The organism is Neobacillus niacini (genome assembly GCF_031456445.1).
GTDB lineage: Bacteria > Bacillota > Bacilli > Bacillales > Cytobacillaceae > Neobacillus > Neobacillus niacini_I.
In genome coordinates this window covers 183,765-210,505 of record NZ_JAVDUQ010000004.1, presented here as the reverse complement: position 1 = coordinate 210,505, position 26,741 = coordinate 183,765, and the positions used below count along the sequence as shown (strand labels likewise).

The window sequence follows — 26,741 nt, the reverse complement described above, 5'->3', positions numbered from 1 at the left end:
TACACTAAACGCCCATTTTTCTACGGGTATTGCTAGGTTTCTTCGTTTGCTGGCTTTTCATTTTTTTTGCGGAAAGGTCGCCAGTTGCTTTTCCTTTACCAGCGGAGTTCTGATTCTTTTTGTTTTCGAGCTGCTGTTTCATTGCCTCCTGCAGGCTAATCTTCTTTTTTGGTGCTTCAGCTTGATGGTTCTCTGTCATGGGGATTTCCTCCTTTTTAGTAGTGGTAGTTAGTCCAGTATAATCTATTTTCGGTCATTAAGGAAATGGATTAGGGATGAGATTAAAAATGTTGTCATTTTGTTTATGAGACCACTCTGTTAACAACTAAAAACCATCATAAATGTGGATTGACACTCATAGATTATTTTAATGCCAATTAAAGAGGGGGCCGAAAGAATGAAGTACAGAAAGTCGATAGTAGGCGGTCTAGTGGCGATTGTGGTCTTGATTCTTGTGTTTTCTTCCCTCACGACAGTGTCATCAGGTAATCGGGGAGTCCTTTTGCAATTTGGGGCGGTGAAACCGACGATTTTATCAGAAGGGCTTCATTTTAGGATTCCGTTCATGCAAACGGTCCAGGAGATTGAGGTTCGCGTCCAAAAAGAAGAAAGCTCGCAGTCGGCTGCTTCGAAAGACCTTCAGATCGTCACGACCAAGGTGGCGGTCAACTACTCAGTCGATCCCGAAGCGGTCAATAAACTTTACCAAGAAATCGGGTTGGATTATCGTTCCCGGATTGTGGATCCGGCGATTGCCGAGTCACTTAAAGCGATAACGGCTCAGTATACAGCGGAAGAACTCATTTCCAAACGACCGGAGGTTTCGGCACAAGTGAAGGAGATGCTTGGCAAAAAGCTAACGAAGTATTTTATGAAATTAGAAGATATCAATATTAAGGAATTCGCTTTTAGTGAGGAGTTCAATAAAGCGATTGAAGCCAAACAAACGGCGGAACAAAATGCGCTCAAGGCTAAACGGGATTTAGAGCGAGTCAAAATCGAAGCCCAGCAGCAAGTCACCCAAGCGGAGGCAGAAGCACAAGCCTTAAAGCTGAAAAAACTCGAAGTAACACCAGAACTCATCCAACTCAAACAAATCGAAGTCCAAGAAAAAGCCCTCGAAAAATGGGACGGAAAGCTGCCAAGCGTTACAGGCGGAGCAACTCCGTTTATTGATGTGAATGGAATCACGAAGAAATAATGTTCGACAAAATTCGGGCGGTGCCTGTTACCACCCGAATTTTGTCGATTGGGAATGTTCTTTTATAAAATGGGGGAATGTCTATTCCTCTCTCTTATTGGACACATACACTATGTTGAATTTGAATTTTGTTAGATGAGGAGAGAGGAAAATGGAAAATATGATTTATAGAAGTTCGCATGTAATGTCCAATATGCCGAATGTAATGTCCAACTTGCCGAATGTGATGCCTACAAACATTGCGCCTAATATTGCACCCAATGTATTACCTGCAAATATTCCAACCCCAATGCCTTACGTAGCTCCGCAAGTGCAACCGCAACACTGTATGGTTCCATATTTTCACGATTGTTGTTACCCGATGCCAGATCCGTGTTGTTTTCCAATGCATAACCCATGCTGCTTCCCTGCCTATAATCCTTGTTGCCATCCAGGGTACTATCCTTGTTGTTAAAAAGGTGTTCGGTTGCCGAAGTGAACTGATTTTGAAAGCCAAAAATGCCTCATTTCAGCAGATTGCTGAGATGGGGCTTTTGTGTTTGAATCAAACCTTTCCGGGTATTTCAGTTGTTGAGAACTTATTAATTTGTGAATTTTTTAAAAATTCTTCAAGTAACTGATTAGAATCTTTCATTATGGTTGATATTGATTAGTAAGGATGGAAATCAAAAAAAGGGAGAGTTGTCTTATGCAAAAATTTGATGAGGAAATTTGGGAAGAAAAATACGCTCATTTAGGAGCGGTGGCAGCCATAACAGAGATGCTTTATTTTGCGTTACATGAGGAATAGTGTTCCAAAAAGATAGGTGAAAAAAGCCCATTCCAGCGGCTGGCTGGAACGGGCTTTTTTACGTAAAATCTTATCGCATATTCATATCGTTTGGATGTGGACCTTTACGACGATTACGGTTTAGCTGGTTGATTTGCTGCATTTCATCTGCGGTAAGTTCGAAATCGAATACGTTAAAGTTCTCTTCGATTCTTGATGGAGTAATCGATTTTGGAATGACAATCGTGTTGTTTTGTAAATGCCAGTGCAGCACGACTTGAGCAGGTGTTTTGCTATGTGCTTCCGCAATCTTTTGAATCACTTCATCTTGTAATGCTTCTCCGCCTTGGTCAAGCGGGCTCCACGCTTCTACAAAAATATCATGTTTTGCACAAAAATCCTTTAATTCATTTTGGGCATTGTATGGATGACACTCCACTTGATTCAAAACAGGTTTTATTTCACATTCCTTTAAAAGGCGCTCTAAGTGTTCAATTTCAAAGTTACAAACACCGATTGCTTTCACACGGCCATCCTGATAGAGCTTTTCTAAGGCTTTATATGTATCAACGTATTGATCGAATTGAGGTGTAGGCCAGTGGATTAAATATAAATCAACGTAATCAAGACCTAATCTTGCCAGGCTTTCGTCAAAGGCACGCAATGTGTTTTCATAGCCTTGATCGCTGTTCCAAACTTTTGTTGTAATAAAGAGGTTTTCGCGCGGAACGGAAGATTCTTTAATCGCTTTTCCCACGCCTTCTTCATTTTTGTAAATCATCGCTGTATCGATGGATGTATAACCAACTTCAATTGCTTTGGCAACGGTAGCTGTTGCCCGGTTCTCGGCAACTTGCCAAACACCAAATCCAAGCTGCGGCATTTTTACACCGTTATTTAAAGTAACAAAATTCATTCGAACTTTCTCCTTTGCCTTTTATTTGTTTCACGAGTTCAAAGGTAGTCTCCCCTCTAATTTTGGAAAAACGCCCCAAATCTCCTGTTTATTATACTTCAGTGGCAGCGGGAAAGTATAGAATTTAGGATTGCGAAATATTTTTTTTCAAAACTTAATACCGGTAGAAATAATAATATTTCTCATTTTGGACATACTTCTGCGAGAGGGAGGTCGAATTATGTCGAAAGAAAAGAAAATCATCATTTCCTCATTGATTGTTTCTTTTTTATTACTTATGTTTTTAACGCTTAAAAGAAACCTTCGTCAGGCTGCCCACATCCTTTTATTGCCAGGCACGACCCGAAATTTGTCCAATGTAAAAAGCACCACACTCCTTTTAAAAATCCGGGAGTGTGGTGCTTTAATGTTATACGGTGTGGTTCACCGCTTTATTTCCCTTCACAGTTGTTCTACGAATAAACGGTAACACCCAGCGATCGAGCCCAAAACGACCAGCGTTGTAACCAGCTGCGATAATGATAACCCCTAGTAAAATATCCATTGGGTTGCTAGAAACTGTTCCGGCCATGACATAAGCGAAGTTCATAACTAGTGCAAAGAATACAGCAGCCGTTGTTAAGCATCCAAGAATTAGCCCTAAACCAACAAGGAACTCACCTAGTGGAACCATTGTATTGAAAAGATCCGCATTTGGAAGGGCAAAATGTTTTAAAAATCCAACGTATGTGGCGTAGACGATGCTTCCATCCGGACCTTTGACAGGGTTGGCAATAGCTCCTTTTAGGAAGCCCGTAGCATCAAATCCACCTGTAAGTTTGTGAAGACCGGCCATCATCCATTCATAACCAAGGTATAACCGAATGACAGTAAGAACGGCAGCAGCAACTTTGTTCTCTCTTAAAAATTGGTTAAACATATAAAAGACCCCTTTTTAGAAAAAGTTTTATTAATAACTTGATTACACTTATATTATAATCTGTTTATCTTGAAATAAGAGTTATTTGTTCACTGTTTCACAAATACGTAATAAAGGTTTGAACAAATTATTACAAGGGGGTGGGGTTCGACAAAATTCAGGCGGTGCCTAGGACCGCGCGGATTTTGTCGAATACCTATGAACCTTCTCTTTGATATTCTCCTAAACTAATTGGCTATAATAGTATTATTCAAAATGTAGACTGAGGGATCGAGATGGAGGAACAATTAGAACATCTGAGGAAGGAAAACTATTATTTAAAACAACTGATGGTTAAGATGATGCATAACCATAGCAGGATTCATCCTGGTGAGATCGTGACAAAGAAGTCTCCTTTAGCAGATAAAATAGCAATTTTTAAAAGTTTATTTACAGGCAGGACAGATTTTTATGCGCTGCGCTGGGAATCTAAAAAGGGCGGTAAGGGGTATGCTCCCGCGTGTGCACTAGAATGGCAGAAACCGATTTGTCAAAAACCGGATCTACCATGCAATCAATGTCAGCATCGCAAGCTCCTTCCGTTAACAGATCAGGTTCTTATTGCCCACATTAACGGCAAAAAAACAATTGGAATTTATCCTTTATTACAAGACAACACCTGTACGTTTTTAGCAGTTGATTTTGATAAAAAACAATGGCAGCAAGATGTTTTAGCATTCTCGGAAACTTGTAAGAACTTAAAAATTCCATACCATATTGAAAGATCCAGGTCGGGAAACGGTGCCCATGTATGGATTTTCTTTTCTTCAGCCATTTTTGCTGCGACCGCCAGAAGATTAGGAAGGTTTCTTTTAAAAAAAACAAAAGAGCAGAATGATGGATTTACCCTGGAATCGTTTGATCGGATGTTTCCCAACCAAGATGCTTTGGAAGAAGGTGGATTCGGTAATCTTATTGCCTTGCCGCTTCAAAAGGGGCCTGGGCAAAAAGGAAACAGTCTTTTTATTGATGAACATTTTATACCGTATCCAGATCAATGGCTGTATTTATCAACAGTCCGTAAAATGACGGAGGAAGAAATTCGGACGGTTATTCGTGAAGAGATGGATGAACCAGTGACACCACCGGAGGTAATTCAAGTTGAATTAAAAAAGGGAATTCATATTAAGCAGAGCGGAATTCCTTCTTCTTTGGTATCGCAAATCACCGATATCGCTTCCTTTAATAATCCAGAGTTTTACAAAGCTCAGGCAAAAAGATTTTCTACTCAAGGGATCCCGCGAACCATTCAATCTGCTTATTATGAACAGGACAATTTGGTGCTGCCGCGGGGCAGTTTGGAGAAATTACTAGATTTACTTAAAAAGCAATCCATTAAAGTGGAAATCATTGATCGTATGTATGAAGGTGAAGGCATTGCTGTTGATTTCCATGGGAAGTTATCATCACAGCAGTCAGAGGTTGTAGACACTTTGGTAAAAGATAATCATGGTACGCTTTCGGCAACTACGGGCTTTGGTAAAACAGTTGTAGCCACAGCCATCATTGCAAAAAGAAAGGTGAGCACACTCATCATTGTCCATCGCACGCAATTAATGAAGCAATGGGTGGAAAGACTCGCAAACTTTTTGAATGTTTCTCCAAAGGAGATTGGCCAAATTGGCGGCGGAAAAAATCATATTACGAGAAAAGTCGATGTTGCAACAATTCAGAGCTTGAATTACGGTGGACAGTTGAAATCATTCATCACCCAGTATGGGCAAATTATTGTAGACGAATGCCATATTATTTCAGCGGTCACATTTGAAAATATCCTAAAACAAATACGGCCCAAATATGTATTAGGACTGACCGCTACGCCGAAACGGAAGGATGGGATGCATCCGATTATCACGATGCAGTGCGGTCCCATCCGTTGTAAAATCGATGCGAAATCTCAGGCAAAAGTTCGACCGTTTGGCCATCGGTTGATTACGAGGAAGACTCAATTTACTACGAAGAAAACAGAATTTCACGATATCTATGAGGAGTTGACTGCGGACGAAGCGGGGAATCTTCTAATTTTTGATGATGTGCTTAAGGCATTGGAGGAAGGACGTTGCCCAATTATTTTAACAGAACGGCTTGAACACTTGGAAACTTTGAAAAAACAATTCAATCGGTTTGCTAAAAATATTATTGTGCTTGCTGGGAATATGAAGAAGAAAGACCAGAAAAAAGAGCTTGAGCGGTTAGCAAAAATACCGGATAACGAGGAAAGACTTATTATCGCGACTGGAAAATATATTGGCGAAGGTTTTGACGATTCTAGGCTGGATACCTTATTTTTAACGATGCCAATCTCCTGGACGGGCACACTAAAGCAATATGTCGGCCGCCTTCACCGTGAATACGAAGGCAAACAGGAAGTCCAAGTCTATGATTATGTAGATGAAAAAGTCCCGATACTAAAAGCGATGTACGAAAAACGGCTTAGCGGATACAATTCGATGGGATATGTGTTGGGCGATGGAAAGCATGTATCGGAGCAGATGAAATTGTTTTAATTGGTTCGGCAAAATCCGGGCGGTACCTGTCCCCACCCAATTTTTGTCGAATAAAAAAGCACCTCATCCCGATAAAGATTTGGGTTGAGGTGCTTTTGCGTTAAGCGGTATGGTTCACCGCTTTATTTCCCTTCACAGTTGTTCTACGAATAAACGGTAACACCCAGCGATCGAGCCCGAATCGGCCTGCGTTGTAACCAGCTGCGATAATGATAACCCCTAGTAAAATATCCATTGGGTTGCTAGAAACCGTTCCAGCCATGACGTAAGCGAAGTTCATGACTAGTGCAAAGAATACAGCAGCCGTTGTCAAGCATCCAAGAATCAATCCCAAACCAACAAGGAACTCACCTAGTGGAACCATCGTATTGAAAAGATCCGCATTTGGAAGGGCAAAATGTTTTAAGAATCCAACGTATGTGGCGTAGACGATGCTTCCATCCGGACCTTTGACTGGGTTGGCAATGGCGCCTTTTAGGAAGCCCGTAGCATCAAATCCACCTGTAAGTTTGTGAAGACCGGCCATCATCCATTCATAACCAAGGTATAACCGAATGACAGTAAGAACGGCAGCAGCAACTTTGTTCTCTCTTAAAAATTGGTTAAACATATAAAAGACCCCTTTTAGAAAAAGTTTTATTAATAACTTGATTACACTTATATTATAATCCCTTTATCTTGAAATAAGAGTTATTTGTTCACTATTTCACAAATATGTAATAAAGGTTTGAACAAATTATTACGAAGGGGTTTTGTGGAATAAAAAGGCACCTCATCCCAATAAAGATTCGGGTTAAGGTGCAATCGTTCCTGCTTATTGTGGTGCTACCGTTAGGGATTGGTTTGTTCATACAACGTAGTGTTCCGAAAGCTAAAATCTATTCTTAAATCTTAAATTTTTTCAGTTTATAGTTAAGGTTTTGTCTGGAGATTCCCAGCTGTTCTCCTGCTTTTGTAATGTTGCCATTGTTGTTTTTCATTGCCTGTTCAATCATGATGCGTTCAAGTTTTTCAATCTGCTCCGGTAGGCTGCCAGAGAATTGCTGTGAAGCCTCAAGATTCAACGGTCTTTCCTGATGCTGAAGCTTCATTTTCAATATAGGAGGCAGGTGATCATAACCAATCGTTTTTTCATCATAGACAAGATTTAAGCAGCCTTCGATAACATGCTCAAGCTGACGGACGTTTCCAGGCCAATGATAATCTAAAAAAAGTTGAAAGATATCCGGCTCAAGGCCTCCCACGTTTACATCTAAAAGTTTTGCATGCTTGTGAATAAAGTGTTCAGATAAAATTCGAATATCGTCCTTCCGAGTTCGAAGCGGAGGAATGACCAAATTCACGACGCCGAGTCGATAATACAAATCCTCGCGGAGTCGACCGTGGTCGATCGCATTAAGCGGCTCCTCGTTCATCGTGGCAATTACTCTGACATCTATATTCATTAATTTGGAAGACCCAAGCCGTTGTACTTTCCTTTCTTGCAAAACCCTTAATAACTTTGCCTGCAAACCTGTCCCCATGGAATTAATCTCATCCAGGAGCAGGGTTCCGCCGTTTGCTTGTTCAAATAATCCAGCCCGGTCAACAGCACCTGTAAAGCTTCCGACCGCCGTACCAAAGAGCAGGCTTTCCAGCAGGGATTCCGGAAGGGCTGCACAGTTTTGAGCGATAAAGGGACTGTTTTTTCTTGGACTTTCATTGTGGATGCTTTGGGCAAAAAGCTCCTTACCTGTCCCGGTCTCTCCAACAATCAAAATATTCGAGCGGGATCTTGCCGAGCGGCGGGCCTGTTCAACGGTTAGCGCCATTTCGCGGCTGGAAAAAACAATGTTTTCAAATTGAAATCTTGTGTTGTTTTTATGGGTAGGAAGCGGTGCCAATGTTGTTGCTTCACCATTTGGCTGCTTTTGAAGCTGCATGATGGTTTCGGTTAATTGTTTTTGTTCGCTGATGTCTTTGGATATTTCCATCGCTCCGACTCTTTGTTCCCCAATTGACAGTGGTATAGTCCTCACAAGGGTGGTAATCGCTTTTCCGTGTGAAGAAAACTGAGTTTCTCTCTGATTGAGGGTGCGTCCGGTTCTAAGCGAATTCAGCAAGGTACTCGTGGAATCGTCCACGTCCCAGATATCATGTACTCGTTTTCCCCTAACTGCCTCAGGCTCCAACGTTTCAACTTCGCCAGCCTTCCGATTATAAAAAAGAATCATTCCGTGCTCATCAATCACGCAGATGCCTTCTTCTAGTTGGTCGAGGATTCCATCGTATAATTGCTTCGTTTTATTTAGCTGCTGGATTTGATTGTTTAATTGCTGAACTTGAGAAAGATCTTTTAAGAATAATAGATAATGTTTGCTAGAATCAGGGTTTTCGAAAAAGAGGATATTCGCGACTATTTGTTTCGTTCCTAATGAAATCGGGATTCCCGTTTGGGTTCTTTTTTGCAGACTATTTTTAAATTCTTCTGAAGGGATCAGTTCATAGATGGAGGAACCGGTTAATGTCGAAGGGCTTCCCAGAAACAATCGGGCAGCTGGTCGATTTAACGATAAAATTGTTCCTTCTTCATTCAAAATCATAATGCTGTCAAAGGAATGGTTCCATATGTCTATTAATGATGGTTGTGTCAGCATTTCATATTGCACCTGCCTGAAGTGAAAAATATTGAGCGAAAAAAATTTTTCGGTCAATTCAAGTCACCAGTTGATTTTTCAAAATTTTATCATAAATTATCTGAGTTGAAAATGAATTCAGTGAAATTGAGAAAATAGAAAAAGATTCATCGAAAGGAATTTTTCCATCGAAAAATATTTTTCGATGAATTTCACACTACTAAATCGGAAAAACCCTTTCAAAACAATCATTTTTAAAATATTCTGCAAATTATAAATGATTGGCACAGATTTTGCATTTACCTTTTACAAAGCGAAAAAGGAGGATTTAAGATGAAAGTTACATTAAAGGATTGTCAGGCGATTGATGTTCATGCGCATCCCTACTTGGCAAATATGGAACCGTATTCAGTAGATGAATATGTAAGGAAGTTATCATTGGCGGTAATACCTAACCAAATTCCAGAGCATTATCAATGGGTAAAAAACCAGCCATATCCGGGTAGTAATATGTGGGTGCAAATTTTAACCCAGCGCCTCGCAAAATATTTTTCATGTGAGCCTACCCTTGAAGCGGTTGTAAAGCATCGTAACGAGAAAGCAAAAGATTTTAAGAAATTCACCCGCGAACTTTTTCAAGATGCGAAACTCACTGGAGTGGTGGGTGATTTTGGTTACCCGCAGCCGCCACTTAGCAAAGAAGAATATGAGGATTTATCCGGTGCCCGCATTTGGGAGGTCTACCGAATTGAACCGGTCATGGTTCGCTTAAGCGGGGAGTGCAAAACCTTTGCTGAATTTAAGGAAAAATATTGTGCGGAACTGGCTGAAGCTTTGAAACAACAAGGAACCATCGGCTTAAAATCCATTATTGCTTACCGCAGCGGGCTCGAAATTGCTTCTATGAATGAAAGCTTGGCAGCCGAGGAGTATGAGGAGTTTCGCGCAAATACCAGAGCCAAAGTGAAAGGGTTCCGGGATTACTGTCTACATATCGCGATGGAGGAATGTACGGCGGCAGATAAAGTTATGCATATTCATACAGGAGTTGGGGATGGCGAGGTTGTCCTTCAAAAAGCCAGTCCAAGCTTCTTGATCGATATGCTAAGGGATCCAAAATATGAAAATACGAAAGTTCACCTCGTTCATGGCGGTTACCCATGGGTGGAAGAGGCAGCGTTTATTGTTAGTATTCTACCAAATGTCTACATGGATATTTCCTTGCAGAATCCGTTCAGCGGTCACGGCGTCAAGCGGATTCTATTACAGGTATTTGAATTTGCCCCGTTTGACAAGGTGATGTACGGCTCGGATGCCTTTACGGTGCCGGAAATGAACTGGATGGGCGTACATTTGTTTAAAGAATGCTTTGAAGAGGTTTTGAATTCCTGGGTGGATGCGGATTACATGAACGCCGAGACTGCTAGGGTCATTGGAGAAATGGTGCTCTACCGCAATTTCGAAAATGTCTATCAAAAATATCTATAAAAATAGGATGAAGAATAAAAGGAGGACAATTTATGTCAGTTGAGCATTTTGGATATAAACAGGAATTGAAGAGGTCGCTATCATTTTGGGATTTATTGATTTATGGATTAATTTTCTTAATTCCGATTGCCCCGTATGGTGTATATGGCTATATTGCCGATGCATCTCAAGGAATGGTCCCATTAGCTTATATCATTGGAATGGTTGGAATGATTTTTACCGCCTTTAGCTATGCAAGAATGTCAGAAGCCTTCCCGATTGCGGGGTCTGTTTACGCCTATGCTCAACATGGAATTAGTTCTTATGTCGGTTTTATTGCTGGCTGGGCGATCCTGCTGGATTATATCCTGATTCCGGCGCTCACTTATGCCGTTAGTGCTGTTTCATTACATGCATTTATTCATGGTCTGCCTATTTGGTTTTGGTTAGCGGTATTTATTGTCTTTAATACACTCATTAATATTCGTGGAATTGAATTTACCGCAAAAGCGAATAAAGTTATTCTTGTTTTGGAATTTATTGTGTTACTTACGTTTGTTGTTGTCGGGTTGATTGCTCTAAATAAAGGTGTTCATCATACTAGTTTATCGATTAAGCCGCTCTATGACTCTAGTAAGTTTAATTTGCAACTGGTTATGGGAGCCGTATCAATTGCTGTCCTTTCCTTCTTAGGCTTCGATGCCATCTCGACCCTTTCCGAAGAAGTAAAAGGAGGAAGGAAGCTGATTGGAAAAGCAACGGTTGCCGCCTTGCTTGTTGCCGGATTCTTATTTATCGTGCAAACATGGATTGCGAGTGACCTTGGCAGAGGTCTTAAGCTGGATAATATGGATACTGCTTTCTATCAAATCGCGGAGCTTGCCGGCGGGGAATGGTTGAAAAATTTAACGATTCTTGCTACGGCATTTTCGTGGGGAATTGCCAGTGCCCTTGCCTCTCAAGCGGCGATTTCTCGGCTTCTTTTTTCGATGGGACGTGACCGCAGACTGCCGCATGCTTTGGCTAAGGTCCATCCTAAATTTAAAACACCTTATATCAGTACAATTACGGTAGCGATTATTTCGTTAATTGTCGGGTTGGCATTCGAAAACCATATCGATATTTTAACAAATATTGTTAACTTTGGCGCCTTGACTGGATTTCTTTTGCTCCATGTGTCCGTTATCAACCATTATACGATTCGCCAAAAATCAAAGCAGTTTATCAAACATTTGATTTTCCCGATTATCGGATTGCTCGTTATTGGCTATGTCTTATACGGCATGGATCATTTAGCACTAAAGGTTGGATTCTCCTGGATTTTGATCGGGATTGTTTACAATTTTATTATGGGAAAAGTGTTTAAGGTAAAAGAGACGACATTTGAATTGTGATATTTTTGAAAAAGTGAAATGCATCTATTGGAGGAAAATTTCATGGAAAAAGTGAAAGTCTGCAGTGAGCTTTTTGAACAACTCGTCACGATTCGCCGACAGCTTCACCAGTATCCCGAGCTTTCTTTTGCCGAATATAATACTTCCGCATATATTCGCTCCTGTTTGGAAGAATGGAATATTCCGTCCCAGCAGATTGGGGAGACAGGAATTATCGTTGATATCGTCGGTGAAAAAGGGGAAGGAAGTCATATCGGTGTTCGGGCGGATATTGATGCCCTGCCGATTCAAGAGGAAACGGGATTAGCGTTTAGCTCGAAAAACTTGGGTGTGATGCACGCCTGCGGTCATGACGGTCACACAACGATTCTCTTAGGGACTGTTTATTTGTTAAACCAATATAAAAACCAATTTGCCGGTCGGGTCCGCTGTGTTTTTCAGCCTGGGGAAGAGGATGACGGCGCTGCGGAACAAATGATTCAGCACGGGGTCCTCGGTAATCCCGAGGTAGATGAAATGCTTGCCCTTCATTTATGGCCACATATTCCGTTTGGAACGATTGGGGTCCGGTACGGCGCCGTTACAGCTTCTTGTGATGAGTTCAAAATTGTGATTAAAGGGAAAAGCGGCCATTGCGCCAGGCCACATCAAGGGATTGATGCGATTGCCATCAGCACTCAGGTCATTCAAGCATTGTCCCATCTTGTGGTAAAAGAAAATAATCCAATCGACCCGGTGATAATCCATGTTGGTAAAATTAATGGCGGAGTGGCAACCAATGTGGTTGCTGATCAGGTAGTTTTAGAAGGAACAACAAGAGCGTTGACAATGAAAACTAGGACGAGGTTGAAGGAGCGGATGATTCAGCTTGTTCAGCAAATTGTAGAATCGTACGGAGCAAGGGTGGAAGTGATATATACCGATGGACACCCGCCCGTAATTAATGCAGATCAGGTAACGCAATTAGTCGAGGAAGCTGCTCTTGAGCTTTATGGTGAAAATGCCGTTATTCGTTTAAATGAACCTTCTATGGGGGCGGATGATTTCGGTTCGTTTGCAGAGCGTGTTCCAAGCACTTATTTTCGCTTAGGGATTAAAAAAGAGGATGAGGCTTGTTATGACCTTCATCATCCACAATTTGAATTTGACGAGCAAATTATTTCTGTTGGGGTAGAGGTGTTCACATGGTCGGTCCTCAAGAGATTACGAAAGGAAGTTTAATAAGATGATGACGATAGAAAACGTGCTTGATATGGTAAAAAAGGAAAAAATTGAATTTATTCGTTTTGAGTTTTTAGATTATGCAGGTGTCACAAGAGGGAGAACGATTCGACCTGCCCAATTAAAAAGTGCGATGGAAAAAGGGATTAATTTTAGTACAGCCATCATGAGCTTTGACCTTTTTGATGAATATATTCCGAATCCTGCCTATGGATCGAATGATGGTGACTTTTTTGCTGTTCCAGATCCTAATACGTTTGCCATTTTGCCTTATCGGAAAAATACCGCTCGGATGTTGTGTGATTTAGTGGATATGAATGGAGACCCTTGGCATGGCTGCCCGAGGAATGCGCTTAAACGTCTTTTAAAGGAAGTAGAGTCGCTTCTTGGTGGTAAAGTGAATATGGCATTTGAACAAGAGGCCTATTTATTAAAGGAGGCCGACGGGCAATTGGTAACGGCCGACAATAGTCATTGTTTTTCTTCTGAAGGGGCAGATATTCAGGAGGATTTTATTCAAGATTTTGTCTATGCCCTTGAAGAGATGGGGGTAGAGACCGAGCAAATATCAAGTGAATTTGGTCCAGGACAGTTAGAAATTAACTTGAAGTATACGAATGCATTGAAGGCGGCGGACGACCAGGTTACGTTTGCTCACTTGTTCAAACAAATTGCCCGCGATAAGGGCATGATTGGAACGCTTATGCCAAAGCCATTTCAACATTTGGCAGGTAGCGGTCTTCATGTTCATATCAGTCTATATGATGAAGCAGGGGAAAATCTTTTTGAGGATCCTACCGACCAGCGTGGTCTTGATATGTCAGAGAAGGCTTATCAATTTATTGGCGGTCTTTTAAAGCATGGTTCTTCCTTAATTGCCATCGGTGCTCCAAGCATCAATTCCTATAAAAGAATGCAGCCTGGTTCATGGGCGCCGGCCCATATTTGTTATGGTTCCGCGAACCGTTCTGTGTTAGTGCGGATTCCTGAAAAAAGGAGGACACGGAGATTTGAGTATCGGGGGGCAGATGGAACCTGTAATCCCTATCTTCTCGCTGCATGTATTGTTGCGTCCGGTCTGCACGGGATTCAAACCGGAAGTGATCCCGGAGAACCCGTTGAATTTGACGTGAGCGCAGCAAGTGAGTTTCAATTGAAGGAAAGAGGAATCAACTGGGTGCCACGAAGCTTACATCAAGCAATTGATTGTTTGGCCGAGGATTCGATTTTGGCGCAAACCATTGGCAGATCCATTTGGGAAGAGTTTATCAAAATTAAGAGAAATGAGTGGGATAAATATTCCCGTTACGTAAGTGATTGGGAGCGGAATATTTTCTCTACAAGATTTTAGTTTTTAGGAGAAGAAACATACCTAATAACTTTAAGGAGTGAGAATTCTACAAAAATCGGGTGGTGCCTGTCACCACCCGATTTTTGTAGAATTGATTAATAAAATAATTTTTCCTTTAGAATTTCTAGAGCGAGGTTAATGTTTTCTAAATCTTCTTCGGATGTATTTTCGATGCGGTTAAGAAAACGAGATTCGATCGTTGCAAAGGCCTCGTTCATCATCTTTTCACCATCTTTAGTGAGACTGATATATTGTTTGCGCCGGTCTTCTGTGTCAGTGAATTTTTTAATTAAATTTTTTTCCTCCAATTTTTTCAACTCGCGGCTCGTATTTGGCAAGGAGATATGTTGGCAATCGCTAATCTCGCTTGGAGAAACAGGCTGACTGACCGTTATATACTCAAGAATGTTATATTGAACGGGCGTAATGGAATCTGCTTTGGCATTTTGTGTTAATTCGTGTGTCACACGATGAACTGCGGTTGTAAAGGACACACATTTTAAAAAAAGAGCTTTTTTGTCCATAACTCTCACCTCTTACTGACAAGATAACAAAAATGTTATCAAATAACAATTATCATTTGACAACTAAACAGAAAGGATGCTATTGTTTTATTATCAAATGATAAGTAAAAGGGGTGCGTTATGAAAACACTGGTTATTTATTCACATCCTAATCACCAAAGTTTGTGCTATGCATTTTTACAAAAAGTTATCGAAGGATGCAATGAAAATCCTAACGTTGAGGAAATTCAAGTCCTTGATTTATATGAAGAGAATTTTAATCCACTTCTCGTGTTTAATGAACATAAACGAAGACGCGATATGTATCGTGATCCTAATATTGATAAATATCAAAAACAAATTATGTGGGCGGATCAGATGGTCTTTGTCTATCCAATCTGGTGGGGAAGACCTCCGGCCATGCTGCTGGGATATATTGACCAATTATTTGCAGCAAATTTTGCTTATCGGGATAAAAAAGGACTGCTTCCAGAGGGGCTGTTAAAAGGAAAGTCTGTTGTTTGTGTATCCACCATGAAAGGACCTACCCACTATCCCCTTCTTTGGTTAAACAATGCCCATAAAATCCTAATGAAAAAAGCGCTATTTAATTTTGTAGGCATTAAAAACATAAAGTTTTTTGAATTTGGTAACATGGAAAGCCCAAACGGAAAACAGGTAAAAAAACTAGAGAAAATTTACCGTTATTTCAAAGAGCTGGTCTACAGAAACCCTCCGAGAGTTGTCGATTTCGACAAGTGACAGACACAATTCGAATTTTGTAGAATAAAAGAAACCAGGTCTCAGTGCAAAAATGCAGCTGATTCCTGGCTTTTTAGTTATAGAGCCCCTTTGTATAGACAGCGGTCATTGTTTCGGTGATTTCTTCAACGGTGCCTTGGTGTTCGTTGCGGACGATTTCCCATAGGTACATTTCGTTGGTGAAGAACCAGCCTCTGGCGACGAGACCGTGGTTTAGTTCGGCTCTGGCCAAACCGTTAGCTTGAGCGAACGCGATGTCCTTCGAGATTCGTTGAATAAACTTTTCGCGAATTTCTTTCCATTTGGTTGAAATCGATGGGGAAATCCCGATGGCCTGCTCGAACAATTGCATCATGCTTCGCTCGGTCTCCGCCATTTTTAAAAAGGCAGTAGCCTGCGAAAGAATGATCCGCTGGGCTTCCTCCTTTGTTTTTGGAAAAAATGACACTTCGGCAATTTCATAGAATTTTTCCATGACATCATCCATCAAGACCATTAAAATTTCCTCTTTGCCTTCAAAATGAACATAAGCGGTGCCATATCCAACCCCCGCTTTTTTTATCATCTGTGAAATCGTTGCTTTTTGAAAACCTTCCTCAAGGAACACCTCTCTAGCCGCCTCCAGCAACTTTTGCTTTGTCTTTATGGACCGTAAATGGCGTTTGTCAACCACGTCATGTTTCTCATTCATTTCCGTTTCCTCCTGTACTCTCTAACCTAAAGAATATCTAAAAATAATAGCGAGTACAACATTAATAATTTTCTGAAAAATAATATTGACACCATGTCATATTTATTGGTATATTTTCCTCAAGCAATCAAAAGGGGGAATATCATAATGATGCAAACAACTTTAGAATACGCCAAACAGTTGGACACCGAGGACTCGCTAAGGCGGTTTCGCGAGGAATTTTATCTAAAGCCAGGCACGATTTATATGGACGGAAACTCATTAGGGCTGCTTTCGAAGCGGGCGGAACGGACCCTTCTGGAATCAGTAGAGGATTGGAAGGAACATGGAATTGATGGCTGGACAAAGGGGAATCACCCATGGTTTGACCTTTCTGAGAGATTAGCAGAATTATTGGCACCGCTAGTAGGAGCTTCTACTGAAGAAGTAATTGTAACCGGTTCCACAACGGTTAATCTGCACCAGCTTGTGGCGACATTTTTTCAGCCACAGGGAAAGCGGACGAAAATCTTAGCTGATGAGCTGAATTTTCCAACCGATATTTATGCGCTAAAAAGCCAGCTTCGCATCCACGGATATGATCCGGACCAGCATTTGATCCGCGTAAAAAGCCGGGACGGCCGCATGATTGAAGAGGAGGATATTATTGAAGCGATGACCGATGAGGTGGCTTTAATTATTCTTCCAACGGTTCAGTACCGCAGCGGGCAAATCCTTGATATGAAGAGGTTAACGACGGAAGCCCATAAGCGCGGAATTTTAATTGGCTTTGACGGCTGCCATTCTGTTGGTGCGATTCCGCATTCTTTTAGTGAATGGGAGGTTGATTTTGCCTATTGGTGCAATTACAAATATTTAAACGGAGGACCGGGAAGTGTCGGCGGATTGTACGTCAACCGCCAGCATTTTGGCACGAACCCCGGGTTAGCCGGTTGGTTTGGATCCCGTAAGGATAAGCAGTTTGATCTTGAGCATACTTTCATTCCTGCGGAAACGGCGGGGGCTTATCAAATTGGCACGCCGCATGTATTAAGCATGGCGCCGCTCTTGGGCTCTCTGGAAATTTACGTGCAAGCAGGGATTGAAAATATTCGAAGAAAATCACTTGAGATTAATCAGTATTTTATGGATATGATTGATGTGGAGTTAGCTGGTCTCGGGTTTGTGATTGGAAATCCGCAAGACGATGTGCGCCGAGGAGGTCATGTTTGTCTCGAACATCCAGAAGCGGCACGGATCTGTAAGTCGTTAAAAGAAAACGGCATTATACCGGATTTCCGGGCTCCGAATGTGATCCGTCTTGCACCGATTGCTCTATATACTTCCTATGAAGACGTTTGGAATGTCGTTCGAATTTTGAAAAAGATTATGCTTGAAAAACAATATGAGAAGTTTGCGAATGAACGGGAAATTGTAGCGTAGATTGATTCGCTGATAAAGGGGGTGGATTCGCTGATAAAGGGCCAAGATTCGCTGATAAAAGGTGCAGATTCGCGGATAAACTCCAGGAATCCGCGGATACCGTGTAATTTTACACTTTTAAAAAAGCTGCGGTGCCAAAAAGTGACGTTGCGGCTTCAAAAAACACTTCCGAACAAAGGAAAGGCGGGGACGTATGGAGAATAAGATGGAAAAGGGATTAAAGCGGGAGTTGAAAACAAAGCAGCTGACGATGATTGCGATGGGGTGTGCCATCGGAACCGGGCTGTTCCTCGGCAGCGGCCTTGCGATTAGTACGGCAGGACCGGGTGTGCTGATTAGTTATGCGGTAGGTGCGTTTATTGTGCTGCTGCTCATGGGCTGTTTGGCGGAAATGACCGTTGCACATCCGTCATCTGGATCATTTGGACTCATCGCAGAAAAATACATTCACCCGATGGCCGGGTACCTTGTCCGTTATTCGTATTGGATTGCCAACGTGTTGGCGGTTGGCGTCGAAGTCAGTGCGATTGCCGTCTATATGAAATATTGGTTCCCAAGTGTTTCGGGAATCGTTTGGATTTTGCTGTTTGGTGCTGTGTTAATTTATGTAAACGCTACCAGTGTAAATACCTTTGCCACCTTTGAATACTGGTTTTCAATGATCAAAATCAGTGCGATTATCGGCTTTATTTTACTAGGAGCTTATGTTTTATTCGGAGCCACCGGCGGTTCGAAGCTGGGTCCTGAAAATTTCACAAATGACGGGGGATTTCTTCCGTTTGGCTTTAAGGGTGTCTGGGTTGCCATTTTCATTTCACTGTTTAGCTTTTTAGGAACCGAATTGATTGCGGTAACCGCAGGTGAAGCAAAGGATCCTGATGTTGCGGTTCCCAAATCCTTGAAGGCAACGGTATTCCGTCTTTCTACCTTTTACGTCCTGACACTCGCCATCATGTTGATGATCGTTCCATGGAAAAATGCAGGCGTGGATAAAAGTCCATTTGTAAAAGTCATGGAAATTTTGAACATCCCTGGTGCATCCGGAATTATGAATTTTATTATTTTAACCGCGGCGTTATCGGCGATGAACAGTCAATTGTATGCCTCGACCAGAATGGTGTTTTCCTTGTCGCAGTCAAAATTTGCCCCTGCTGTTTTTGGAAAGGTCAATAAAAAAGGAGTCCCATCAGCAGCTCTAGCGATTTCCGCTGTCGGAATTATTGTAGCGGCAGTAGTCAGTGCCTTGTTCCCGGAAACCTCTTACGCTTTCATGATGGGAATTTCCATGTTTGGAGCAATTTTTACTTGGTTAATGGTATTTATCTCGCATTTATTTTTTCGAAAAATGTGGGAAAAATCAGGCGGTCGCAAGCTGCCGGTAAGAATGATCGGTTTTCCCTATTTAACCGTTTTGGGAGCGGTTCTGTTAGTAAGTCTGATGATTACCACCTGGTTTACGCCTTTTAAAATTTTGCTTCAGTTCGGCATCCCGTGGCTAGTGTTTTTAACGGTTGTGTACTTCTTTTTTCATAAAAAAAGAGTGAATGCAGCTTCCCAACAGGATATTGTGATAGAAGATTAAAGATTATTTAGGAGGTCAACAAAATGGAAAACTCAGAGAATAAAAACTTAGAAAAGGACATTCAGTTAGACTTTAAAAAGGATATGTCCTATGGTGATTATCTCCACCTTGATCAAATTTTATCGAGCCAGCACCGGCTTTCGGACCACCACGATGAAATGCTGTTTATCATCATTCATCAGACGAGCGAGCTGTGGATGAAGCTGATTTTGCATGAAATGAATGCAGCCATCGCCTGCATCCGCCGCAATGATTTGGAGCCGTCGTTTAAAATGTTGTCGCGGGTTTCACGCATTCAACAGCAGTTGATTCAGTCGTGGAGTGTTCTTTCGACGCTAACGCCGGCTGAGTATATGCAATTCCGCGATAAATTGGGGCATTCCTCGGGATTCCAATCCTATCAGAATCGCTTGATTGAGTTTGCGCTTGGAAATAAGAATGCTCGGACACTTGCCGTCTATCAGCATCAACCGGAGCTGTATCCGGTGATGGTGGAGGCCCTAAATGAGCCGAGTATTTATGATGCCGCGATCTCTGCGCTTGTCGCGCACGGTTTATCGGTTGATGAAGAAGCGCTGAACCGCGATTGGTCGCAAAATTATGAACCAAATGCGAGTGTGGAGGCGGCATGGCTTACCGTGTATCGAAATACAGATCAATATTGGGATTTGTATGAGTTAGCGGAAAAGCTGGTCGATATCGGTAACCAGCAACAGCTTTGGCGTTTTAATCATATGACGACTGTGGAAAGAATTATTGGACATAAAATGGGAACGGGTGGCTCGTCAGGGGTAACCTATTTAAAAAGAGTGCTCGATCAGCAATTTTTCCCTGAGTTGTTGAGTTTGCGGACGAAGCTGTAGGGTTTTATTGATTCGCAAATAAAGCTTATAGATTCGCAAATAATTTGGTTAAAATCGCAAATAAAACTCATAAATTCGCAAATATGTTGCTGCAATTCGCAAATAAAGCTCAAAAATAGAAGGAAAGTGTAATCTTAAATGCTATTTAAAAAGTAAACTAGGAGGACATTCAGTATGAATCCCTGGATTGATATCTCACAACCGCTCGACAACCAAATCACCGTCTGGCCGGGGGACACCCCTTTTACCTACAAAGTCACTTGGAGTAAAGAGCAAAGCGGTTCGGTCAATGTTGGGCAAATCACGATGAGCACCCACACCGGCACCCATATTGATGCACCGTTCCATTTTGATAACGAGGGAAAAAAGGTCATTGATCTCGATGTAAATCTTTATATTGGCAAGACCCGGGTGATCCATCTTCCGAAACCATCATCAATTGGAATACAGGAACTGTCTGGATACGATCTCCAAGGGGTGACCCGCCTAATAATCCGAACCGATGCATGGGAGGACCGGCATCAGTTCCCAAGCGCGATTCCAGAGATTGAACCCGAACTAGCTTCCTATTTAGCAAAGTTCGGCGTCCGTCTACTTGGGCTCGATTTACCATCCGTCGACCCGATCGACAGCAAAGAACTCGCCGCACACCACGAACTAACCCGCCACGGAATCCATATCTTAGAAGGATTAGTGTTAGACCACATAGAACCGGGAGAATACGAATTAGCGGCACTCCCCCTTCCATTAGTAGAAGGAGACGGAAGCCCAGTTCGTGCCGTTATGCAGAAAATCTAAAATTGACAAAATTCGGGTGGTGCCTGGCACCACCCGAATTTTGTCGAATTCCTATTAATCCTCAAGCTGGAAATCATGGCTGAAATGAGTTTTTCCATTCTCATCGCGTATTTCTACTGTAGCCTTGTTTGTTGCTGGATCTACTTTAAATACACCAAAGTTGAAGAAGTTACCTTCTGCATACATACTCTCCGGGCTGAAGGTTGGGTCCAATGTGCCGGGATTGATTTTTACGGCGCCGATTGGGCCGCTGATGAGCTCGTGATAATCGGTTTTGCCGTCATGATTTGCATCATATTTAATCACTTGGGCAAAGTGGACGTCTGTTGTAACAAAGAATACATTCTTAATTCCCTTTTCCATGATAAAATCAGAGATTTTTTTGAACTCATTCTCATATCCGGTCGGATCATTTGGATTTACTTGATTGCCATTTGCCCAACCATCCCTGGCATTTGCCTTTCCAGTTGGAACGGAGATGGGCACGGAAGTAGCAACCAGTTTAATTTTTGCATCGGAATCCAGAAGCTGTTTCTTCAACCAATCCAACTGTTCTCCGCCAAGCATTGTTTTATCCGCACCATCTGCCTGGGTATTTGGGTCGCGGTAACCACGGTTGTTCAGGATCATCATATCAAGGGTATCCCCATAAGAATAGGTGTGGTACAGCTTGTCCGCGTTACTACGGTCATCCGAAATTGGCCAGTAGTCTTTGAACGCATTCAAACCAGTCGGTGTCAATGGCTGAGATGGTCCCGAAAAGTCATTCGTCACTTCATGATCATCCCAAATCGAGAAGGTAGCCGTTTTTTGTAAAAGACTGCGTAATCCAGCATCCGTTCGATTTTCCTTATATTTTGCCCAAAAATCCTGTACCGATTGAGATGGAGGATTTGGAACAGCTGGCGTTTTATTATCGGCATAGATGGTGTCACCGCTAAACAGGAAGAAGTCCGGATTTAAATCCGACATCGCCTTAAAGGAGTTATATGGCGGGATTTCACCCTGGCCGCCGGTATCTCCGCCCCAGACCATCGTCAATGGTTTTAAGCTGTTCTCGGCCGGTGCCGTTTTGAATGATCCGTTCACGGTATAGCTGCTGGAAACAGCATGTGCACGGTAAAAATATGTCGTATCCGGCTTCAAGCCATCCATTTTAGTCTGTACCGCATAATCATGTTCTGCCCCGGCATGAACAGTTTTTACGATAAACGGCTTTTTAAAGCTGCTGTCCGTAGAAAGTTCAAATTGGACATTCGTTGCGCCACTAGTACGCGCCCAAAGAATCGCTGATGTATCGGTGACATCCCCGCTTGCAACTCCATGAGAAATAAATGGCTTGTCTACTAGTTCAACCATTTTATCAGGATTATTGGTAAACTCGCCATCTACCCCGAGGGAAAGAAGGGATGCTAGATCATCCTGGGAATTCACTGTCCATGGATGGACAAGCAGTTGATTTTGATGTGCCGCTTCCATGAATTTTGGTACAACGAGTTCTTTGCTAGGACCCACACCAGAGGCATAATCAGAAATTCTTTTAAATTCCTGATACATGTCTTTGCCCTTCAGCATTGCGCCAGTGTACAGCTGAATCAACTGAACATTTGGCGCCAGCGTTTTCAACTTGCGAAGGCTATCTTCACTAAAGGATTCTAGAAAAAGATTCTTGCTAACTAACACCTTGTTTTTTTGCAAGATTTCAATCAATTTCTCTTCCATTCCCGGATAAACATTTGGGGCCTTGGTTTCCATGTAGAGGCCGACTTTTCCATGCCCGTGCTTTTTCACAAATTGAATGGCTTCATCTAGGGTAGGGACTTGCTGCCCAATGTATTCTTTCTTCTCAAGCTCCTGATGAGCGGCATTAAACCATGAACCGGCATCAAGACGTTTAATCTCATCCAGCGTAAAATCCTTCACCCGCCAAGGTGCCCGGTTCGGGTATAATTCCTTCGCATTAGTCGTTCTCGCCAGTGTTTCATCATGCATGGCAATCAATTGACCATCCTTGGTCATTTGTAAGTCAAATTCTACGTAATCAGCTTTCATTTTGATCGCTTGCTTGTAGGCAGCCAGCGTGTGTTCCGGCCCGTATGCAGATGCTCCGCGGTGGGCGATGACCGCTACATTAGAAGTGATTGGCTGTAAGGTGGATTGTCCATTGTCAGTCGTAACGGTTTCGTGCGGTGCTGCTAAAACGGCCCATGGAGCGGTGGAGGATAAAGATAGAGAAAGACAAGCCAATCCAGCTACTAAACTCTTTTTCATTTTTCATTCATCTCCTATAAGTTATGTATTCCTACTTAAAGTTATAGGAGAATTGTAAAGTGACTTTTAATAGATTATAAACGTTTGGTAAATTTAACAAAAATGGTAAATTCGACAAAATCCAAGTGGTACCTGTCACCACTTGGATTTTGTCGAATGAAAAACATTCCGCGGAAATCAAAAAAAATTTAAAAAAGTAGTTGAAAATGATAATCGTTTTCATTTAAAATGATAATCATTATCAATGTATAAATGGTTTTGAATTTATAACCACGCTTATTTTGGAAATTTTACCCATAAGGAGTGAGGTGATAAAAATAATAGGACCAATTTAATCCAATTTTTTATGAATATTTGTTAGAAAGCAGGTTTTTATGTTATGAGGAAAGTCATTGGGAAAATTCATTTATGGTTGAGTATGGTAGTAGGTATTTTTATTGTATTGATTGGGTTAACCGGAAGCTTACTTGTTTTTGAACCGGAACTAAATCACCTGTTACACCCAAATTTGTATAAAGTTACAGAGGGTGAGAAAGTTACGTATCAACAAGTATTGAACACGGTATCCTCTTCATTTCCAAAAGGAGAAATTAACAGAATCTATACACCAGATGGACCAGATGCCAGAGGTGTTTACGTGTTTCAACTGAAAGAAGGCCCGAAACGGGAAACCGTCTATGTGGATTCGGGGACAGGAAAGATTAATGGTACATTGGGAGATAAAGCGTTCTTAAATACCATCCATACTTTTCACCAATCTCTGCTCCTAGAAAATTTCAAAGGTGAAGAAATTGTTGGGATCATTGGATTTCTATTCTTCTTTATCACGTTGTCAGGAATTTATTTATGGTGGCCAGGGATAAAAAAATGGAAAAATGGTTTTAAAATGAGACACAGTAAAAACCCTTACGTAAAGCAATATGATTTACATAAAGTCATTGGAGGAGCAGCCATTCCATTTCTATTGATTGTTTCATTAACGGGTGCTTTGTTTGCATTCGATGAGACGATCTTCGGCTGGTTTGGCGGACATGCCAAGGTTGAACTGCCAAAAGAGGACCTTATCTCTAAACCTCTTCCAACGGGGAAGCTTCCGCTGGATCAACTATTACGTATTGCTGAAAAAGAAGTACCTGAGGGAGTTATAACTCAAGTTCGAGTACCAGAAAAAAAGGGGCATGGAATGTCCGAAGAGGCTCTTGAAATTCGTCTAAGTCGTTCTTACGATCCGGGATATGGAAACATCCGTGTATGGGTAGATTCATTTAGCGGAAAAATAGCAGGTAAACTGGATCCAAAAATAAACAGTGGGCTGCTTTATCAAATATGGCATCTTCCCCTACATACAGGTAGTTTTGGAGGTATAGTTACCAAAATTTTATATGCAGCCGGCGGTCTTACTCCATTGATTCTAATGTTCACCGGTACATATATGTGGATCTATAAAAAGAAAAAAAGAAAACAAAAAAAGAGTTCAGTGCTTGCTGCATAGTCCTCATGTTGTAATATGTGAGTAATTTAAGTAATCGACAAAAAACGGTGGTGCCTGACATCACCCGTTTTTTGTCGATTTTATTTTATTAAATGAAAGGTTTTAAAAATGAATTGGAGCGGCAATAATGACGAGTAGACTACTGTTGGGGGGGAGAATTTGAAAAAGGAATTAGAGATTTTTTACCGGTTATTTACCACAACACGTGAAGCTATTGAAAAATTTATGAATATGCTTGATCCGGTCATTCAAAATGCCAGCGATGACCACGAACGATTATATTACCACCATATTTATGAAGAAGAGGAACAGCGGCTGTCTCGTTTAGAGGTGCTCATTCCGCTCATCAGCAAGTTTGAAGCGGAGAAAGACGACAAAGATTTTACTCCAACGAATAATGAGTTTAATCGTCTCTTACAAGAACTAAACCTTGAAAAATTTGGGTTACATAATTTCGTTGAGCACCTTGATTTAGCCCTGTTCCGATTTACGGATGAGGAACGGAGCACCATGCTCAATCAATTAAGGGAAGTAACATATCAGGATTATCAGCAAGTAAAAGAAATGCTAAATGAGATCAATCGGCGATTTGATCATGACTATATTGACCCGCATGCGCATCACGATGAAGATCATGAACATTTAGATCGATCAGCATCAACACCGGCCGCTGCCCAGTCTATACCGTCTACATATAGAAAAGGTTTTACCGTTGGAAGTTTAATTTAGGAGGGGAAGAAAATGAACAAAACTCAAATATATCCCGATTCACCCATATCCGATCAAGAATTCGCTCAATTGGATCAAACCGTTATTGATGCTGCAAGGAGACAATTGGTGGGGCGGCGTTTTATCGAATTATATGGTCCCTTAGGGCGTGGGGTCCAAAGCATCTTTAATGATATTTTTACGGAAAACCTCGAAGCCAAAATGGATTTCCAAGGCTCTTTTGATACCGATATTGAGTCAAGTAAAAGGGTAAACCTGACGATTCCCTTGCTTTATAAAGATTTCGTTTTATTTTGGCGTGATTTAGAGCAGGCAAAAGTACTCAATATTCCCATAGATTTTTCTCCGGCAGCCAATGCTGCCCGCGATGTGGCGATCTTAGAAGATCAGATGATTTTTCACGGTGCACCGGAATTTGATATACCTGGATTAATGAATGTACAAGGCCGTTTAACCCATTTACTTAGTGAATGGTATGAATCCGGTAACGCCTTTCAGGATATTGTGGATGCCCGGAATAAGCTGCTTGAGATGAAGCATAATGGACCGTTTGCTCTTGTCTTATCTCCGGAGCTCTATTCACTTATCCATCGGGTACATAAAGATACGAATGTGCTGGAAATTGAACATATTCGTGAGCTGGTAACGGATGGAGTATTCCAATCACCTGTTTTAAAAGGGAAAACAGGAGTTATTCTCAATACGGGAAGAAATAACTTAGATCTTGCCGTTTCAGAGGATTTTGATACAGCCTATATGGGCCAGGAAGGGATGAATCACCCATTCCGGGTTTATGAAACCGTTGTTTTACGGATCAAACGTCCATCGTCCATCTGTACGCTTGAAGCTCTAGGGGATTAGTGGGACAGAGGCAATGACGAGAAGAGTGTTCACGGTAGGTTCACTGATTCCGGGAAGGATGATTGTAAAGCAGGCTCAGGCACCCTTATCAACTCCAAAAACTGTAAAAAAACAAGCAAATAAAATCATCCTCCTGCAAAACGGTCGTACATTTGAGATTTCGCCTGTAAAAGGGAAATTATTGGACACAGCTCTAAATCAAGGAGCGGCATTGCAGTATAAATGCCGGAAAGGAACCTGTGGGCAATGTGCGGTGAGAGTCCTAGAGGCTCAAGGGCTAACAAAGCCAAATGAAAAAGAGCTAAATAAGCTAAAAGAAGAAATAAAAAACGGATTTCGCTTGGCCTGCCAGGCGGAAATTCTTTAAA

General features: G+C 41.7%; 23 protein-coding genes. 15 read left to right on the top strand and 8 right to left on the bottom strand.

Annotation, left to right across the window (positions count from 1 at the left end; translation table 11 throughout):
- Window positions 1-4 precede the first annotated feature (4 nt).
- Entirely contained in the window at window positions 5-199 is a 195-nt protein-coding gene (locus J2Y67_RS06815; protein WP_310172087.1) for a hypothetical protein, read from the bottom strand.
- A gap of 198 nt (window positions 200-397) precedes the next feature.
- Here J2Y67_RS06815 and J2Y67_RS06810 point away from each other — a divergent pair, with 198 nt between their 5' ends.
- Window positions 398-1,201 carry a prohibitin family protein gene (locus tag J2Y67_RS06810; protein WP_310172084.1) on the top strand — a complete coding sequence of 268 codons (804 nt, stop codon included), beginning with the start codon at window positions 398-400 and terminating at the stop codon, window positions 1,199-1,201.
- Window positions 1,202-2,061: 860 nt separating this feature from the next.
- On the opposite strand, the gene J2Y67_RS06805 is transcribed toward J2Y67_RS06810, so the two are convergent.
- Both J2Y67_RS06805 and J2Y67_RS06800 read right to left on the bottom strand, forming a co-directional pair.
- Entirely contained in the window at window positions 2,062-2,886 is an 825-nt protein-coding gene (locus J2Y67_RS06805) for an aldo/keto reductase (RefSeq protein ID WP_310172083.1), read from the bottom strand.
- 409 nt (window positions 2,887-3,295) lie between these two features.
- On the bottom strand, window positions 3,296-3,805 hold the full coding sequence (locus J2Y67_RS06800; RefSeq protein ID WP_310172081.1) for a DoxX family protein: 510 nt from the start codon (window positions 3,803-3,805) through the stop codon (window positions 3,296-3,298).
- Between the two features lie 275 nt (window positions 3,806-4,080).
- Here J2Y67_RS06800 and J2Y67_RS06795 point away from each other — a divergent pair, with 275 nt between their 5' ends.
- Window positions 4,081-6,351 (top strand): TOTE conflict system archaeo-eukaryotic primase domain-containing protein, encoded by a 2,271-nt coding sequence (locus J2Y67_RS06795; RefSeq protein ID WP_310172079.1) that lies wholly within the window; start codon window positions 4,081-4,083, stop codon window positions 6,349-6,351.
- Window positions 6,352-6,451: 100 nt separating this feature from the next.
- Here the strand turns inward: J2Y67_RS06795 and J2Y67_RS06790 are convergent, their stop codons facing one another.
- Both J2Y67_RS06790 and J2Y67_RS06785 read right to left on the bottom strand, forming a co-directional pair.
- Complete coding sequence (locus tag J2Y67_RS06790) at window positions 6,452-6,961, bottom strand: DoxX family protein (protein ID WP_310172077.1); 510 nt, start codon at window positions 6,959-6,961, stop codon at window positions 6,452-6,454.
- A 274-nt stretch (window positions 6,962-7,235) separates the two neighbouring features.
- Window positions 7,236-8,987 (bottom strand): sigma 54-interacting transcriptional regulator, encoded by a 1,752-nt coding sequence (locus tag J2Y67_RS06785; protein WP_310172076.1) that lies wholly within the window; start codon window positions 8,985-8,987, stop codon window positions 7,236-7,238.
- Between the two features lie 312 nt (window positions 8,988-9,299).
- Between J2Y67_RS06785 and J2Y67_RS06780 the strand changes: the two genes are divergently transcribed.
- Genes J2Y67_RS06780 through J2Y67_RS06765 form a run of 4 tightly spaced genes read left to right on the top strand, consistent with a single transcriptional unit; the run spans window position 9,300 to window position 14,399 of the window.
- Window positions 9,300-10,454 carry an amidohydrolase family protein gene (locus J2Y67_RS06780; protein ID WP_310172074.1) on the top strand — a complete coding sequence of 385 codons (1,155 nt, stop codon included), beginning with the start codon at window positions 9,300-9,302 and terminating at the stop codon, window positions 10,452-10,454.
- A 32-nt stretch (window positions 10,455-10,486) separates the two neighbouring features.
- Complete coding sequence (locus tag J2Y67_RS06775) at window positions 10,487-11,827, top strand: APC family permease (RefSeq protein WP_310172073.1); 1,341 nt, start codon at window positions 10,487-10,489, stop codon at window positions 11,825-11,827.
- Window positions 11,828-11,869: 42 nt separating this feature from the next.
- On the top strand, window positions 11,870-13,048 hold the full coding sequence (locus J2Y67_RS06770) for a M20 metallopeptidase family protein (protein ID WP_310172070.1): 1,179 nt from the start codon (window positions 11,870-11,872) through the stop codon (window positions 13,046-13,048).
- Between the two features lie 4 nt (window positions 13,049-13,052).
- A complete protein-coding gene (locus tag J2Y67_RS06765) occupies window positions 13,053-14,399 on the top strand; it encodes a glutamine synthetase family protein (protein WP_310172069.1) in 1,347 nt (448 codons plus the stop codon).
- A 95-nt stretch (window positions 14,400-14,494) separates the two neighbouring features.
- Here the strand turns inward: J2Y67_RS06765 and J2Y67_RS06760 are convergent, their stop codons facing one another.
- Entirely contained in the window at window positions 14,495-14,923 is a 429-nt protein-coding gene (locus tag J2Y67_RS06760) for a MarR family winged helix-turn-helix transcriptional regulator (RefSeq protein ID WP_310172067.1), read from the bottom strand.
- A 120-nt stretch (window positions 14,924-15,043) separates the two neighbouring features.
- On the opposite strand from J2Y67_RS06760, the gene J2Y67_RS06755 reads away from it, so the two are divergent.
- Window positions 15,044-15,664, top strand: a complete 621-nt coding sequence (locus tag J2Y67_RS06755; protein WP_310172065.1) for an NAD(P)H-dependent oxidoreductase — start codon at window positions 15,044-15,046, stop codon at window positions 15,662-15,664.
- A 73-nt stretch (window positions 15,665-15,737) separates the two neighbouring features.
- Here the strand turns inward: J2Y67_RS06755 and J2Y67_RS06750 are convergent, their stop codons facing one another.
- Window positions 15,738-16,355, bottom strand: coding sequence for a TetR/AcrR family transcriptional regulator (locus tag J2Y67_RS06750; RefSeq protein ID WP_310172063.1), 618 nt, complete (start codon window positions 16,353-16,355; stop codon window positions 15,738-15,740).
- Between the two features lie 147 nt (window positions 16,356-16,502).
- Here J2Y67_RS06750 and kynU point away from each other — a divergent pair, with 147 nt between their 5' ends.
- The 4 genes from kynU (at window position 16,503) to kynB (ending at window position 21,020) form a co-directional block, all read left to right on the top strand.
- A complete protein-coding gene (kynU, locus tag J2Y67_RS06745) occupies window positions 16,503-17,777 on the top strand; it encodes a kynureninase (RefSeq protein WP_310172061.1) in 1,275 nt (424 codons plus the stop codon).
- Window positions 17,778-17,970: 193 nt separating this feature from the next.
- On the top strand, window positions 17,971-19,359 hold the full coding sequence (locus J2Y67_RS06740) for an amino acid permease (RefSeq protein WP_310172059.1): 1,389 nt from the start codon (window positions 17,971-17,973) through the stop codon (window positions 19,357-19,359).
- A gap of 23 nt (window positions 19,360-19,382) precedes the next feature.
- Window positions 19,383-20,222, top strand: a complete 840-nt coding sequence (gene kynA, locus J2Y67_RS06735) for a tryptophan 2,3-dioxygenase (RefSeq protein ID WP_310172057.1) — start codon at window positions 19,383-19,385, stop codon at window positions 20,220-20,222.
- A gap of 174 nt (window positions 20,223-20,396) precedes the next feature.
- Window positions 20,397-21,020: an arylformamidase gene (gene kynB, locus J2Y67_RS06730; RefSeq protein ID WP_310172055.1), complete on the top strand. Its 624-nt coding sequence runs from the start codon at window positions 20,397-20,399 to the stop codon at window positions 21,018-21,020.
- Window positions 21,021-21,074: 54 nt separating this feature from the next.
- On the opposite strand, the gene J2Y67_RS06725 is transcribed toward kynB, so the two are convergent.
- Window positions 21,075-23,291 (bottom strand): glycerophosphodiester phosphodiesterase family protein, encoded by a 2,217-nt coding sequence (locus J2Y67_RS06725; protein ID WP_310172053.1) that lies wholly within the window; start codon window positions 23,289-23,291, stop codon window positions 21,075-21,077.
- A gap of 379 nt (window positions 23,292-23,670) precedes the next feature.
- Between J2Y67_RS06725 and J2Y67_RS06720 the strand changes: the two genes are divergently transcribed.
- From J2Y67_RS06720 to J2Y67_RS06705, 4 genes are all read left to right on the top strand, one after another.
- Window positions 23,671-24,783 (top strand): PepSY-associated TM helix domain-containing protein, encoded by a 1,113-nt coding sequence (locus tag J2Y67_RS06720; protein WP_310172050.1) that lies wholly within the window; start codon window positions 23,671-23,673, stop codon window positions 24,781-24,783.
- A 159-nt stretch (window positions 24,784-24,942) separates the two neighbouring features.
- Window positions 24,943-25,512 (top strand): IMEF encapsulin system ferritin-like cargo protein, encoded by a 570-nt coding sequence (locus tag J2Y67_RS06715; RefSeq protein WP_310172047.1) that lies wholly within the window; start codon window positions 24,943-24,945, stop codon window positions 25,510-25,512.
- Between the two features lie 12 nt (window positions 25,513-25,524).
- Window positions 25,525-26,373, top strand: coding sequence for a family 1 encapsulin nanocompartment shell protein (locus J2Y67_RS06710; protein WP_310172045.1), 849 nt, complete (start codon window positions 25,525-25,527; stop codon window positions 26,371-26,373).
- 13 nt (window positions 26,374-26,386) lie between these two features.
- On the top strand, window positions 26,387-26,740 hold the full coding sequence (locus tag J2Y67_RS06705) for a 2Fe-2S iron-sulfur cluster-binding protein (RefSeq protein ID WP_310172041.1): 354 nt from the start codon (window positions 26,387-26,389) through the stop codon (window positions 26,738-26,740).
- Window position 26,741 lies beyond the last annotated feature (1 nt).

What these genes read in the sequence shown, in the direction of transcription:
- J2Y67_RS06740 (WP_310172059.1), top strand. Translation starts at nt 17,971, where the DNA reads ATGGAGAATAAGATGGAAAAGGGATTAAAGCGGGAGTTGAAAACAAAG.
- J2Y67_RS06815 (WP_310172087.1), bottom strand. Translation starts at nt 199, where the DNA reads ATGACAGAGAACCATCAAGCTGAAGCACCAAAAAAGAAGATTAGCCTG.
- J2Y67_RS06760 (WP_310172067.1), bottom strand. Translation starts at nt 14,923, where the DNA reads ATGGACAAAAAAGCTCTTTTTTTAAAATGTGTGTCCTTTACAACCGCA.
- J2Y67_RS06800 (WP_310172081.1), bottom strand. Translation starts at nt 3,805, where the DNA reads ATGTTTAACCAATTTTTAAGAGAGAACAAAGTTGCTGCTGCCGTTCTT.
- kynU (WP_310172061.1), top strand. Translation starts at nt 16,503, where the DNA reads ATGATGCAAACAACTTTAGAATACGCCAAACAGTTGGACACCGAGGAC.
- J2Y67_RS06750 (WP_310172063.1), bottom strand. Translation starts at nt 16,355, where the DNA reads ATGAATGAGAAACATGACGTGGTTGACAAACGCCATTTACGGTCCATA.
- J2Y67_RS06775 (WP_310172073.1), top strand. Translation starts at nt 10,487, where the DNA reads ATGTCAGTTGAGCATTTTGGATATAAACAGGAATTGAAGAGGTCGCTA.
- J2Y67_RS06805 (WP_310172083.1), bottom strand. Translation starts at nt 2,886, where the DNA reads ATGAATTTTGTTACTTTAAATAACGGTGTAAAAATGCCGCAGCTTGGA.
- kynA (WP_310172057.1), top strand. Translation starts at nt 19,383, where the DNA reads ATGGAAAACTCAGAGAATAAAAACTTAGAAAAGGACATTCAGTTAGAC.
- J2Y67_RS06765 (WP_310172069.1), top strand. Translation starts at nt 13,053, where the DNA reads ATGATGACGATAGAAAACGTGCTTGATATGGTAAAAAAGGAAAAAATT.
- J2Y67_RS06720 (WP_310172050.1), top strand. Translation starts at nt 23,671, where the DNA reads ATGAGGAAAGTCATTGGGAAAATTCATTTATGGTTGAGTATGGTAGTA.
- J2Y67_RS06785 (WP_310172076.1), bottom strand. Translation starts at nt 8,987, where the DNA reads ATGCTGACACAACCATCATTAATAGACATATGGAACCATTCCTTTGAC.
- kynB (WP_310172055.1), top strand. Translation starts at nt 20,397, where the DNA reads ATGAATCCCTGGATTGATATCTCACAACCGCTCGACAACCAAATCACC.
- J2Y67_RS06755 (WP_310172065.1), top strand. Translation starts at nt 15,044, where the DNA reads ATGAAAACACTGGTTATTTATTCACATCCTAATCACCAAAGTTTGTGC.
- J2Y67_RS06725 (WP_310172053.1), bottom strand. Translation starts at nt 23,291, where the DNA reads ATGAAAAAGAGTTTAGTAGCTGGATTGGCTTGTCTTTCTCTATCTTTA.
- J2Y67_RS06780 (WP_310172074.1), top strand. Translation starts at nt 9,300, where the DNA reads ATGAAAGTTACATTAAAGGATTGTCAGGCGATTGATGTTCATGCGCAT.
- J2Y67_RS06810 (WP_310172084.1), top strand. Translation starts at nt 398, where the DNA reads ATGAAGTACAGAAAGTCGATAGTAGGCGGTCTAGTGGCGATTGTGGTC.
- J2Y67_RS06770 (WP_310172070.1), top strand. Translation starts at nt 11,870, where the DNA reads ATGGAAAAAGTGAAAGTCTGCAGTGAGCTTTTTGAACAACTCGTCACG.
- J2Y67_RS06710 (WP_310172045.1), top strand. Translation starts at nt 25,525, where the DNA reads ATGAACAAAACTCAAATATATCCCGATTCACCCATATCCGATCAAGAA.
- J2Y67_RS06790 (WP_310172077.1), bottom strand. Translation starts at nt 6,961, where the DNA reads ATGTTTAACCAATTTTTAAGAGAGAACAAAGTTGCTGCTGCCGTTCTT.
- J2Y67_RS06705 (WP_310172041.1), top strand. Translation starts at nt 26,387, where the DNA reads ATGACGAGAAGAGTGTTCACGGTAGGTTCACTGATTCCGGGAAGGATG.
- J2Y67_RS06795 (WP_310172079.1), top strand. Translation starts at nt 4,081, where the DNA reads ATGGAGGAACAATTAGAACATCTGAGGAAGGAAAACTATTATTTAAAA.